The organism is Microbacterium esteraromaticum (assembly GCF_028747645.1).
Taxonomy (GTDB): domain Bacteria; phylum Actinomycetota; class Actinomycetes; order Actinomycetales; family Microbacteriaceae; genus Microbacterium; species Microbacterium esteraromaticum_C.
In genome coordinates this window covers 603,020-614,586 of the sequence record NZ_CP118100.1, presented here as the reverse complement: position 1 = coordinate 614,586, position 11,567 = coordinate 603,020, and the positions used below count along the sequence as shown (strand labels likewise).

Sequence of the window (11,567 nt, the reverse complement as noted above, 5' to 3'; positions counted from 1 at the left end):
GAGGGTAGAGGCTGTACGGTCGCCCGCGCCGCGGCACGGTTACTGCTGCCCGAACAGGGTGCCGAAGTCGGCCTCGACCTGTGCGACGGCATCGTCGACGCTCGCCTGCCCGGTCACCACGCCGCTGGTCGTGGTGATCAGCGTGTTCCACATGCCGTTGGGCAGATACGCGCGGTCGAAGTACGGCACCATGCGCACGTCTCCGGGCGCGAAGAACTGCTCGTAGCTGTCAGAGAGTTCCCCCAGGTCGACGTCGACCCCGGTGAGTCCTGCCGGGTTGCCGTCTTCGCCGGCGAAGGCGCCGATGTTCTCGGTCTCGGCGAGGAAGTCGAGAAAGTCGAGCGCCTGCTGCTTGTTCTCACCGTCACGCCAGGCGCCGAGTGCGACGCCCTCGCCGCCGATGAGGTACTCGGGGTCTCCGTTGATCGCCGGAACCGGCAGGAATCCCAGCTCGGCTTCGGGGACGAACTGCCGGGCGCTGAGCGCGAGGCTGTTCTGGATCATCACGAACGCCGTGGTGCCCTGCCCGAGCGCCGTGGCGATGTCGTCACTGGTCGCGGCCGAGAAGTCGGGGTTGAAGTAGCCCTCGTCGGCCCAGTCGGCGAGCGTGGAGTACATGGCCTCGAAACCGCTGTCGACGAACTCGCCGCCCGCGAGCCGATCGGACTCACTCTCGTCGAAGGAACCGGATGCCAGCCAGTCGGCCACGTTGCCGGCGAACCAGCTGTCCTTGCCCGAGGCGGAGATGGGTACGACCCCAGCCTCGGCGAGCTTTTCGAGGGCGTCGTCGAACGCGTCGATCGTGCCCAGCGACGCCGGGTCGATCCCGTGGTCGTCGAGGACAGTCTGGTTGTAGACGATGCCCGCGACGTCGGTCGTCAACGGCAGTGCGAAGAACTCGCCGGCGTCGTTGCGCATGGTCGCGTCGAGTACGGGGTTGAGGTTCTCTGCCCAGGCACGCTCCTGCAGCGGCTCAAGGAACTCGCTGTAGCGCAGCAGCGACCAGCCGTGCGTCGCCCAGATGTCGGGCAGGTCACCCGACGCCATGCGCACCTTCATGTCGCCCTCGTAGTCCTGCGCCAGGGGAACCACATCGATCGTGACCCCGGGGTTCTCGTCCTCATACGCTGCGGCGAGCGCGGACAGCGACTGGAAGCGCGGGCTGTCCTCGGCCATCGCCGACTGCAGTTCGAGGGTCACCTCGCCGTTGTCGCTCGGTCCCGAGCACCCGGTGAGCGCGAGCGCGGCGATGATGAGTACCGCGGGCCCCGCCAGCGCCTTCTTGCTGACCTCCGACATCTTCGTCCTTCCTCCGGTCGACACATGCTAGCGGTCCCCAGCCGCACTGGGAGTCTACGCGGGAGGATGCGCGCCGGGATAGTCCCCGAGACCGCCTCAGCGTGCGGCGAGCCAGGGCAGCACGTTCTCGTGCCAGACGTCGATGCCGAGTCGTACGATCAGCGCGATGACGACGATCAGGAACACCACCCGGATGAACCGCGTGCCGCGTGCGATCGCAATGCGCGAGCCCAGGTAGCTGCCGGCGACGTTGGCGACGGCGAGAATGCCGCCCAGCACCCACAGCACGGCGCCGTGCGGGATGAACAACAGCAACGCCCCGATGTTGGTGGCGAGGTTGACGATCTTGGCCTTCGCGCTGGCCTGCAAGAAGTCGTAGCCAAGCAACGTCACCAGGGTGATCACGAGAAACGTGCCGGTGCCGGGGCCGATCAGTCCGTCGTAGAAGCCGATGGCCAGGCCCGCCGCGCCCGCCGCGATGTGGTGGCGGTGCCCGTGGAAGCGCAGCAGCGTGCGCTGACCGAGCTGCGGGCGGAAGGCGGTGAACAGTGCGACGGCGAGCAGCGCGATCACGATGATCGGTTTGAATGCGGCCGGCGGGAGGATCGTCGCCACCGCCGCACCGCCGAACGACCCGACCAGCGCGATCGCGGCCATCGGCAGCGCCGTGCGGATGTCGGGCTTCGCCCGCCGGTAGTACGTGACGCTGCTGGTCGCGGTGCCGAAGACCGAGGCGAGCTTGTTGGTCGCGAGAGCCTGCACCGGAGTGATGCCGGGCACCAGCAGTAGCGCCGGCAGCTGCAGCAGACCCCCACCACCGACGACCGCGTCGATCCACCCGGCGGCGAAGGCCGCGACGACGATGAAGATGAGCACGCCCCACGTGAGCTGCTCGAGACCGAGGAACGCGCCGATGTCCATCCCCAACAGGATGCCAGAGCCACGGGCATCCACCGACGCGCCCTTCACGCGACGCATCCGAACCGCTAGCTTGTGTCTCGGGAGCGCCCCGCTCCGTACCCCGTAGAAAGCAGGTGCGCGATGGCAGGCAAGTTTGAGTTGTATCAGGACAAGGGCGGCGATTGGCGGTTCCGCCTCAAGGCCGGCAACGGCGAGGTCATCGCGACTGGCCAGGGCTACGCCTCGAAGTCGGGCGCGCTGAACGGGATCGACTCGGTTCGCCGCAACGCCGCCGACGCCGACGTCGTCGAGACAGAGGGCTGACCCGACGCGGACTCTCTGAGGTGAACGCCGGGGCTCCCGGTCACCGGATGACGGTGACCGGGAGCCCCGGCGTTCGTCAGCGCACTGTTCTTCAGCGCACCGCGCGTCGTCTGCGCAGGATGAGGCCGACGCCTGCCGCGAGGGTCAGGAGGCCACCGAGGGTCCAGGCGATCACCGCGCCGGTGTCGGCCCCCGTCGTGGCCAGGGCGCCGTCGTCGGTCTCGCCACCGGCGACGCTGCCGCCGACATCCGAACCGTCGGTGTCGCCGCCATCAGAGCCGCCCTCGTCGGTGTCGCCACCGTCGGAGCCGCCACCATCCGTACCGCCGTCGCCGCCATCCGTGCCGCCGTCGCCACCATCCGTACCGCCGTCGCCGCCGTCGCCACCATCCGTGCCGCCGTCGCCACCGTCACCGCCGTCGCCACCATCGGATGCCGGGATCACCGTGAACAGCTGGACGGGCGAGTAGTCCACCGCGCCGTGCGGGTCGCTGGTGCGCACGTACCATCCGCGCTCCCCGACCTCGGTCAGCGGCCAGGCCGCCGACAGGATGGATCCGGATGCGACGTCATCGAATGCGGCGACCTCGGTGCTGGTGAGGATCTCTGCCGAGAAGGCGTCGGTCTGCAGCATCCGCTCGACCGTGGTGATCCCCAACTGCTCGAAGGTCAGTTCGAACTGCTGCGGGGCATCGGCCAGGCTCGGGTGGTCCGAGTCGTGCTTGCCGAGCGCGCCGCCGCGGTCGGGGTCCTCCAGCGACGGCGAGTAGGTGCGCACGATCATGCGCTCGCCCTGCGTGTCGAAGTGCAGCAGGCGCAAGAAGCCCTGTCCGCCCTCGGGAAGGCCCTGGTAGTCGAAGAGCATCGAGTACACCGTGCGCTCGGCGACGCCGTCACCGTCGTCGTCGAACTCATCCGTGCGCGTGAACGCGTCGTGGTAGTGGCCCGAGAACACCATCTTGACGTTCGGGTTGACCGCGACGACCTCGTCGAGCACGCGCTGCGGCGTCGCACCGAGTCCGCCCGTGGTCAGGATGAACTCGTGCTGCGCGAGCACCGCCACCCGATCGGGGTACTGCGCCAACACCTCGTTCATCCAGGCGATCTCGGCGTCGGCGGGGCCCCACCCCATGTAGACCATGATGAAGTCGATGCCGCCGGCCGAGAGCAGGTCGTAGTGGCCGCGATTGTTCTCGTAGCTGCCGCCGTACCAGGGGTTGCCCGCGTACCGCTCCTCACCGAAGTAGGTGCCGTAGTTGTCGTAGTCGAGCAAGTGGTTTCCGACGTCGTGGTTGCCCGCGAGTACCCCGTACGGCAGGCCGATCTCGTCGAGCCTGGCGTACTCGGGGTCGGCGTTGCGCCACTGGTACATCTGGTCGTAGTCGTCGACGATGTCGCCGGTGTGGAACAGGTACTGGATGTTCTTCGCTTCGCGCTGCTCAACCAGGTACGTGTGGATCGCCTGCTGGTGGCGGTAGCGATCCTCGCCCTCGACGGCATCCTCGTTGTAGTACTGCGTGTCCGACTCCCACGCGAAGGTGAAGTCGTACTCCGAGCGCGGAGTGTCGAGCGGATGCGGCAGCGCGACATCCGACTCGCGCGTGGTGTGATCAGCGCCGGCGAAGCCCTCGGAGTGCTGCACGAGCACGCGCACGATACCGTCGCGGGCATGCGCGGTGACGTCGATGGCCGCGTCGAGGGTGAACTCCCCCGCCTCGGCCACGACGTGCCGGGTCTGCTCGGCCCAGGTCGCACCGTCCGCGGTGAGCGCGTACATGACCACGGTGGCGTCGGCGTTCGCCGTGCCCGTCCACGTGGCGCGCACCAGCGAGCCGTCCGCGGCGTCACCGACGGCGACATCGAACAGCTGGTATGGGAACGCGGTGGTCGATGTGGTGGCGTCGCCGGCCAGACCGTCGGCGACCGCCAGCATCCGCACCTGTTCCGAGGTGAGCTCCTGCGGCCGCTCGCGGTCCAGTGAGAGTGCGTCGGAGACGACGCCGGACTGCAACTCGATGTCGCCATCCGAGAGGTCGACCCGGCGCCCCTCCAGGAAGGCGACGTCGAGCACATCGCCGGTGGGGTCTTCGACCTTGGCCTGCAGCGTGATCTCGCCCGCTTCGACCTCGGCCCCCTCGACGGGCGCGATCGCGCCGGCGCTGGGCTGCTCGTCGAAGGTGATGAAGGTCGACACGTAGTCCGAGCTGTTGCCCAAGGCGTCCGTCGCCGTGATCTGCACCCGGTGCTCGCCGGCTTCCAGGTCGACCGACGAGGTCGTGTGCGGCAGTGTGATCTCGGCACCGTCGAGCGTCGCGGTCGTCGTGACGCCGCCGACACCGGCATCCGAGATCTCGGCGTCGATCGTGATCTCGCCCTGGTAGGCGGTTCCGTCGACGATCTCGGTCGTCACCTCGGGACCGGTGTTGTCGACCGTCACCGTGCGGGCGACGGTGTGCTCGCCGGCGGTCGCCGTGACCGTCGCCGCGCCGTCCTCGCGCGGCGTGGTGTCCCACTGTGCGCTCACGGCGCTGAACGCGTCGGCGGGCAGCGTGAAGCGGGCGTCGAAGAAGTCGAGCTTGCCGACGCTGTCGCCCATCTTCAGCACGTGGTTGGGGTCGTCGTAGCCCTGCGGCGTGAGGGTGCGCCCGTCGGGCAGGATCATGCGCAGACCGCGGATGCTGAAATCGTCGTTGTTCTCGAACTCGTCGATCTCGGGCGCGGCCTTCGTACCGGCCCACACGCTGACGACCAGCTCGTCGCCCTCGCGGATGTACGACAGCGGCACCGGAGTGGCGATGGTCTCCCAGCCGTTGTAGATGCCGGTGTCGAAGATGCGCAGCACCTCGTCGCCGACCAGCACGCCGTTCTTGAAGTAGTAGTCGACATCGGCGGCCTCGAACACGAACACCGGTTCGTCTTCGAGCCCTGCCTCGGTGGCGAGCGGTTCGCCGTCGACGGCGATGCCGTCGGGCGACTGCTCGCCGGCGGCCACGACCGTGGTCGTGCCCGACACGAAGGCGTCATCGTCGAGGTTCAGCCGCAGCGGCTCGATTTTCGCGCCGGCCACGGGCACGCGCACCGTCTCGATGGTGGTGACGTTGGTGCCGTCACTCGCCGAAAGGGCGTACTCGACCCACGACTTGCCGATCAGGTCGACGGGGTCGATCACGTGCCGGTATACGCCCGAACCGGTGTCGGAGAGGTTGATCGGCGCCTGTGCACCGTCGACGTCGTTGCTGAGCATCAGCGTCACCGTGCGGGGAAGCACGTCGTCGGTGATCGTGAAGTCGAGGGTGAACCCGGCGTTCGGGTCGATCTCGTTCTTGGTCCAGTCCTGGATCGTCGGTGCCGAGCCGTCGGCGGCGAGGATCATCAGTCCGGCGGGCACCTGGTCTGACTGCACCGCGCCGGGGGTCGCCGCGGCGATGCCGAGCATGCGCTGCAGGGTCTGGTCGTCCTCGCGCGTGGCATAGCGGATGCCCTGGTCGGCGATCGTGTCGTCGGAGGCGCCGAGCTGGTAGTGCGCTCGGTTCAGCGAGTGCCCGGTGTTGGTGATGATCTCGATGCCGCGCGGCGACGAGTTGGCCATGCCGCCCGCCGAGATCTCGACCAGGTCGACGCCCATCGTCAGCGCCGTGCCGAAGTGGGCGTTGAACGCGGCGGCGTCGAGGTCGTCGTTGGCGCCGTTCTTGATCCAGAACACCAGCGTCTCGCCGGCCGGGATCACCACATCGCCGGGCGTCGCCGGCCAGCGGCTGGTCTGCGTGTTGACGTACTCGTCGGTCGCGTAGAGGTAGTTGACGGTGTAATCGCCGAAGTCGAGCGGTTCGCTGGTGGCGTTGTAGACCTCGATGAACTCGAACCCGTCGGCGCCGCCGACGTTCGTCGAGTCGGGCAGCAGCTCGGTGACCTGCAGCGCCGAGGTCACGAGAGACGGGTCGGGTTGCGGATCGAAGTCCGGCTCCGGCTCGGGCTCGGGTGCCGTCAGCGCGTCGGCGGCAATGCTGCCGGGGGTCGCGGTACCGGTCTGCTCCAGCACCGGCAGGCTGAGGGTGTCGAGGTCGGCGGGGATGCGGAAGTGCGCCGTGCGGTCCACGGCGGTCGACCCGGTCGGGTAGTACGACCAGCTGATGGCCCGGTCGCCCTGCAGCACCCGGATACCGCGGCCGCCGCCGTTGGCCATGCCGGGTTGCCCCTCTGCCCGGATCACGCGGGTGTCGTCGGCGGCTCCCCAGTGCGCGCGGAACTCGTCGACTGTGCGCGCGAACGAGTCCACTGTCGTCGTGGTGTAGCTCAGCCAGAACACAACGGTCTCACCAGCGGCGATCGACGTTCCCGGCTCGACGGTGAGCGCAGCGTCGCGGGTGCGGTCATCGGAGTCGGCGAAGATGTACGCGAACGAGAACCCGTCGCCGTCGAGGTCGATGGTGCGATCCGTGGTGTTGTGCACCTCGAAGTACTCGAAATCGTCGACACCGGCGTTGTCGGGAGCGATCTCGGTGACCATCAGCGGCCAGTTCGCCGCCGTTCCGGGCTGGGGCTGTTCGGGGTCGACCGGTGGCGCCGGGCGCTGGAGGGCCTGTGGCAGCACGGCTCCCGGCGAGCGCTCGGCCTGCAGCCCGAAGACGCTCATGCTCTCGGGTGCGCCCGCGGCCGCGGGGGCCGCAGGCAGGCGGAAGTGCACGGCGAGGTCGTTGCCCATCGAACCCGTCGGGTAGTGCGACCAGGTGAGTAGCTCGTCATCCTTGAGCACGCGGATGCCCCGGTCGCCGCCGTTGGCCATGCCCGACTGACCGGTCAGGCGCACCACCTGGGTGGCCGCGTCGACCGCGTGATACGCACGGAAGTCGTCGATGCTTCGGGCGAAGGAATCCACCGTGCCTGCGGTGTAGCTGAGCCACAGCACCGCGGTCTCACCGGCCGCAAGCACGAGCGGCTCGTCGACGGTCAGCGGAACGTCGCTGCTGCGGTCGGTCGAGTCGCTGTACGAATAGGCGAAGGCGTACCCGCCGGCGGCGAGGTCGATGGCATCCGCGGTGGTGTTGTGGATCTCGACGTACTCGAAGTGGTCGGCGCCGGCGGTGTTCGCGAGGATCTCTGTGACGATCAGCGGCGGCGGCGCGATGTCAGCGGTCGGGGTCGACGCGTGGACGATGCCGCCGAATGCGTCACCTCCGGCCGCTGCCGCGGCGGTGGGCGTCAGGACGGCGGCGGCCAGCACCGTAGCTCCGAGGAATGCGGGTAGAGACAGGGGATGACGACACGAGGGCACGCTGATACACCGGGATCTTCTAAGCGGGTAGGACGCTCAGAAGTTATCCGGGCACCGGCAACCGCCGGTATCCGTTCGGGCTCACCCCGGTAGACGACAGATGCCCGGCCGGTGAACACGGCCGGGCATCTGATCGTCAGAGCACGCGCGAGAGGAAGTCCTGCGTGCGCGGATGCTGCGGATCGGCCAGCACCTTGCGCGGGTCACCCTGTTCGAGCACGTGTCCGCCGTCCATGAAGATCAGGCGCGAACCGACCTCGCGGGCGAAGCCCATCTCGTGGGTGACCACAAGCATCGTCATCCCCTCATCGGCGAGCTGGCGCATGACCTGCAGCACTTCACCGACCAGCTCGGGGTCGAGTGCCGACGTCGGCTCGTCGAAGAGCATCATGTCGGGGTTCATGCACAGCGCCCGAGCGATCGCCACGCGCTGCTGCTGCCCGCCCGAGAGGTGCCCGGGGTAGGCATCGGCCTTCTCGGCGAGTCCCACGCGGTCGAGCATCTCGCGCGCGAGCTTCTCGGCCTCTTCCTTCGTCCGCTTCTTCACACGGCGCTGCGCCAGCGTGAGGTTGCCGAGCACTGTCATGTGCGGAAAGAGGTTGAAGCTCTGGAAGACCATACCGATGCGCCGACGCACACGGTCGATGTCGGTCTCTTCATCGGTGATGTCGATGCCCTCGATGAGGATCTTGCCCGCCGTCGGCTCTTCGAGCAGGTTCACCGAACGCAGCAGCGTCGACTTGCCCGACCCGGAGGGGCCGATGATGCACACGACTTCGCCGCCGGTCACCGTGAGGTCGATGCCCTTGAGCACCTCGTTCTCGCCGTACGACTTGTGAAGCCCGCGGATCTCGATCGCGGGGGCGTGGATGTCGATCAGGTCGGTACTCATCGTTCTCTCGCCATCCGTCGCTCCAGCCACGCGGTGAAGCGCGTGAGCGGAATCGTCACCATCAGGTACAGGATCGCCGCCATGATCAGCGGGGTCGCGTTCGCGTACGTCGTGTTCGCATCCCGGGCGAAGGTGGTGAGTTCCTTCGACCACAGGAAGGTGCCGGCGATGAAGAGCAGCGAGGTGTCCTTCAGCAGCAGCACGAACTCGTTCGTCAGCGGCGGGATGATGATGCGGAAGCCCTGCGGCAGCACCACCCAGAACATCGTCTTCATCGGCGACATGCCCAGCGAGCGCGACGCCTCGGTCTGCCCCTTCGGCACGGCCTGGATGCCCGAGCGGATCACCTCGGCCATGTAGGCCGAGGCGACCAGGATCAGACCGATCAGACCGGCGCCGACCGGGCCTCCGGGCGGCTTGATGCCGAACGCGATCGGCAGGATGAACGCCATCGCGAAGATCGTCAGCAGCGCCGGCAATCCACGGAAGAGCTCGATCCAGCCGGTGGCGAACCACCGGAACGGCGCGATCACCGACAGCTTCATCAACGCGAACAGGATGCCCAGAAGCAACCCGCCCGTGAACGCGATCAACGTGAACAGGATCGTGTTGCGCAGTGCGACGATGATGATGTCGGGGAACAGCTTCGCCGCGACCTCAAGATTGAAGAACTGCTTTCCGATCGTCTGCCAGTCGGTCATCGCGATGATCAGCACGACCACCGTGATGAAGAGGGCGTACATCGTGCCCCGGTAGATCAGACCCCGGGTACGTCTGCGCAGTGCCACTGCTCGTCCTCGACTCTACGGCTCACTCGGCCGAGAAGTACTTGTCGTAGATCGTGTCGTACTCGCCCGAGTCGCGCAGCTCCTGCAGCGCGCCGTTGACGGCCTCGCGCAGGTTGGTGCGCTCACCCTTCGCGAAGGCGAACCCGTACTGCTCGTCGGTGTTGTACTCCTCGACGACCTCGTAATCGGAGTCGGCCTTGACGTGCTCGATGTTGACCGGCAGGTCCTGCAGGATCGCCTCGACCTGACCGGCCTGCAGAGCGGGCCACATCTCGGCGTCACCGGGGTACTGCACGAGGACGGCGCCGGTGGCGTTCTCTTCGGCGTAGTTCTCACCGGTGGTGCCCTGCTGCACGGCGACGTTGCGACCTTCGAGGTCGTCGATGCCGGTGATGCCCGAGTCGGTCTTGACCAGCAGCGACTGCAGCGAGTCGTAGTACGGGTCGGCGAAGTCGAGGTTCGTCTTGCGTTCCTCGGTGATGGTCATCGCCGATGCGCCGAAGTCGCATGTGCCGGCGATCAACGTGGTGCCCGACTGCAGGCCGTCGAATCCGACGTCCTGGATGCTGACCTCGAGGTCGAGCTTCTCGGCGATGGCAGCGACCAGGTCGAGATCGAAGCCGGTGTAGCCGCCGTTGCCGTCCTCCATCTCGAAGGGCGGGTAGGGCACCTCGGAGCACACGGTCAGCGTGCCCGGCGTGACCAGCTCGAGCGCGCCCTCCTCGACGGGGGCATCATCGCCGCCCGCACAGCCGGTGAGTGCGAGGGTGGCGGCCGCGAGAACGGCAGCGCTGAAAAGAACGGGACGGTGGTTCATGGCCACTCCTTCGTGACGGGGTACAGACTTCACGCCGGGGTTCGGCATGCGGACCCTCGGTCGGGTACGGATCATCATAGGCATGCCAAGCGCCCCATGACCCCTGCGGAATCCGCTCTCCGGGTCACGGTTGCGTTGCGACCTCTGCTCAAATCTCGAAGTCCACCGCGACGCGGGATGCCACGACGGATCGGATGTACACACCGACCTCCTGGTGGGCGGGGTGCACCTGGTAGGCCTCGAGATCGTCGAGCGTGTCGACGTCGGCGACCAGGGTGACGTCCCAGTTGACGTCCGGGTAGGCGACATTGGCGCCGGCCGAGACCATGCGCAGTTGCGGAATCACACCCATCAGTGCGTTCAGTCGGCGGGCCACCTCGGTCGCCTGTTCGGCCCGCACGGTGGCGTCCGGGTCGGCGAGCTTCCAGCTCACGACGTGACGAATGGTCATTGTGCTCCTGCCTTCTTCTGCAGCGCCTCGCGCAGGCGCTCCGCCGACACCCGCCAGTGCGCGTGCAGTTCACCGTCGATCAGCACCACCGGGATCTTCTCCCACCACTTCTCGAACAGTGCGGGGTCGTCGCCTATCGACTGCTCGACGATCTCGATGCGCTCGGCGACAGCATCCGGCATCTCGGCGACGACGGCGTCGACGATCTCGTGCGCGACGTCGCAGAGGTGACAGTCGGGCTTGCCGATCAGCGTGAGGGTGGTAGACGGCATGGGTTTCTCCTGCGGGCAGTACACGAAGCGCCCCCGTCGACGGGCTCGATGCCCGATCGGGAGGCGCTTGGTGTCGTGCCGCTTACTTCTTGTTGCGGCGCTGGTGGCGAGTCTTACGAAGCAGCTTGCGGTGCTTCTTCTTCGCCATGCGCTTGCGGCGCTTCTTGATGACTGAACCCACGGAAACCTCACTAAGTCAGGGGTTGGGTGCCATGAAGTCGGCACCCGGGTACGGGCACGGAAAAATGCCTCGGATGATTCTAGCAAACGGTCGGACCTGCCGGAAAACCCGACTCAACCGGCGTCAGAGACGGGCTTGTTCATCATCTCGACGACGGCGGACTCTGGCACGCGATAGCTGCGGCCGAAGCGGATCGCAGGCAGCTCCCCAGCATGCACGAGCCGGTACACGGTCATCTTGGACACGCGCATGAGTTCGGCGACCTCGGCCACCGTCAGGAATCGAACGTCTTGAACGTCGGGCATCCCCAATACCCCTTTCTATTGATGCACAGCATAGGGCGTGGGCGGGACGCGTGTAAACCGGTGTTG

The 11,567-nt window shown here is 67.3% G+C and carries 11 protein-coding genes; 1 reads left to right on the top strand and 10 read right to left on the bottom strand.

The features are described 5' to 3' along the window. Positions 1-39: 39 nt before the first annotated feature. Together PTQ19_RS02800 and PTQ19_RS02795 are read right to left on the bottom strand one after the other, a co-directional pair. Positions 40-1,299 carry an ABC transporter substrate-binding protein gene (locus tag PTQ19_RS02800; protein ID WP_274368368.1) on the bottom strand — a complete coding sequence of 420 codons (1,260 nt, stop codon included), beginning with the start codon at positions 1,297-1,299 and terminating at the stop codon, positions 40-42. 96 nt (positions 1,300-1,395) lie between these two features. Next, positions 1,396-2,220: a sulfite exporter TauE/SafE family protein gene (locus PTQ19_RS02795; RefSeq protein WP_274369018.1), complete on the bottom strand. Its 825-nt coding sequence runs from the start codon at positions 2,218-2,220 to the stop codon at positions 1,396-1,398. Positions 2,221-2,340: 120 nt separating this feature from the next. On the opposite strand from PTQ19_RS02795, the gene PTQ19_RS02790 reads away from it, so the two are divergent. Continuing rightward, complete coding sequence (locus PTQ19_RS02790) at positions 2,341-2,523, top strand: YegP family protein (RefSeq protein ID WP_179409068.1); 183 nt, start codon at positions 2,341-2,343, stop codon at positions 2,521-2,523. A gap of 91 nt (positions 2,524-2,614) precedes the next feature. Here the strand turns inward: PTQ19_RS02790 and PTQ19_RS02785 are convergent, their stop codons facing one another. The 8 genes from PTQ19_RS02785 to PTQ19_RS02750 form a co-directional block, all read right to left on the bottom strand. Further along, positions 2,615-7,744, bottom strand: coding sequence for a metallophosphoesterase (locus PTQ19_RS02785; protein WP_274368367.1), 5,130 nt, complete (start codon positions 7,742-7,744; stop codon positions 2,615-2,617). A gap of 187 nt (positions 7,745-7,931) precedes the next feature. After that, the gene (locus tag PTQ19_RS02780) at positions 7,932-8,687 is read right to left on the bottom strand and encodes an amino acid ABC transporter ATP-binding protein (protein WP_274368366.1); all 756 of its coding nucleotides are present in this window, start codon (positions 8,685-8,687) and stop codon (positions 7,932-7,934) included. Then, the gene (locus PTQ19_RS02775; RefSeq protein ID WP_274368365.1) at positions 8,684-9,475 is read right to left on the bottom strand and encodes an amino acid ABC transporter permease; all 792 of its coding nucleotides are present in this window, start codon (positions 9,473-9,475) and stop codon (positions 8,684-8,686) included. The genes PTQ19_RS02780 and PTQ19_RS02775 overlap by 4 nt, the downstream gene beginning before the upstream one ends. Positions 9,476-9,497: 22 nt before the next feature. Further along, positions 9,498-10,292, bottom strand: coding sequence for a basic amino acid ABC transporter substrate-binding protein (locus PTQ19_RS02770; protein ID WP_206550482.1), 795 nt, complete (start codon positions 10,290-10,292; stop codon positions 9,498-9,500). 148 nt (positions 10,293-10,440) lie between these two features. Beyond that, the gene (locus PTQ19_RS02765) at positions 10,441-10,743 is read right to left on the bottom strand and encodes a Dabb family protein (protein ID WP_179409072.1); all 303 of its coding nucleotides are present in this window, start codon (positions 10,741-10,743) and stop codon (positions 10,441-10,443) included. Continuing rightward, entirely contained in the window at positions 10,740-11,015 is a 276-nt protein-coding gene (locus PTQ19_RS02760; RefSeq protein WP_179409073.1) for a glutaredoxin family protein, read from the bottom strand. The genes PTQ19_RS02765 and PTQ19_RS02760 overlap by 4 nt, the downstream gene beginning before the upstream one ends. 82 nt (positions 11,016-11,097) lie before the next feature. Beyond that, on the bottom strand, positions 11,098-11,196 hold the full coding sequence (locus tag PTQ19_RS02755; RefSeq protein ID WP_003792170.1) for a 30S ribosomal protein bS22: 99 nt from the start codon (positions 11,194-11,196) through the stop codon (positions 11,098-11,100). Between the two features lie 113 nt (positions 11,197-11,309). After that, complete coding sequence (locus PTQ19_RS02750) at positions 11,310-11,501, bottom strand: helix-turn-helix domain-containing protein (protein ID WP_274368364.1); 192 nt, start codon at positions 11,499-11,501, stop codon at positions 11,310-11,312. Positions 11,502-11,567: the final 66 nt, after the last annotated feature.

What these genes read in the sequence shown, in the direction of transcription:
- PTQ19_RS02780 (WP_274368366.1), bottom strand. Translation starts at nt 8,687, where the DNA reads ATGAGTACCGACCTGATCGACATCCACGCCCCCGCGATCGAGATCCGC.
- PTQ19_RS02770 (WP_206550482.1), bottom strand. Translation starts at nt 10,292, where the DNA reads ATGAACCACCGTCCCGTTCTTTTCAGCGCTGCCGTTCTCGCGGCCGCC.
- PTQ19_RS02760 (WP_179409073.1), bottom strand. Translation starts at nt 11,015, where the DNA reads ATGCCGTCTACCACCCTCACGCTGATCGGCAAGCCCGACTGTCACCTC.
- PTQ19_RS02750 (WP_274368364.1), bottom strand. Translation starts at nt 11,501, where the DNA reads ATGCCCGACGTTCAAGACGTTCGATTCCTGACGGTGGCCGAGGTCGCC.
- PTQ19_RS02800 (WP_274368368.1), bottom strand. Translation starts at nt 1,299, where the DNA reads ATGTCGGAGGTCAGCAAGAAGGCGCTGGCGGGGCCCGCGGTACTCATC.
- PTQ19_RS02795 (WP_274369018.1), bottom strand. Translation starts at nt 2,220, where the DNA reads ATGGACATCGGCGCGTTCCTCGGTCTCGAGCAGCTCACGTGGGGCGTG.
- PTQ19_RS02790 (WP_179409068.1), top strand. Translation starts at nt 2,341, where the DNA reads ATGGCAGGCAAGTTTGAGTTGTATCAGGACAAGGGCGGCGATTGGCGG.
- PTQ19_RS02765 (WP_179409072.1), bottom strand. Translation starts at nt 10,743, where the DNA reads ATGACCATTCGTCACGTCGTGAGCTGGAAGCTCGCCGACCCGGACGCC.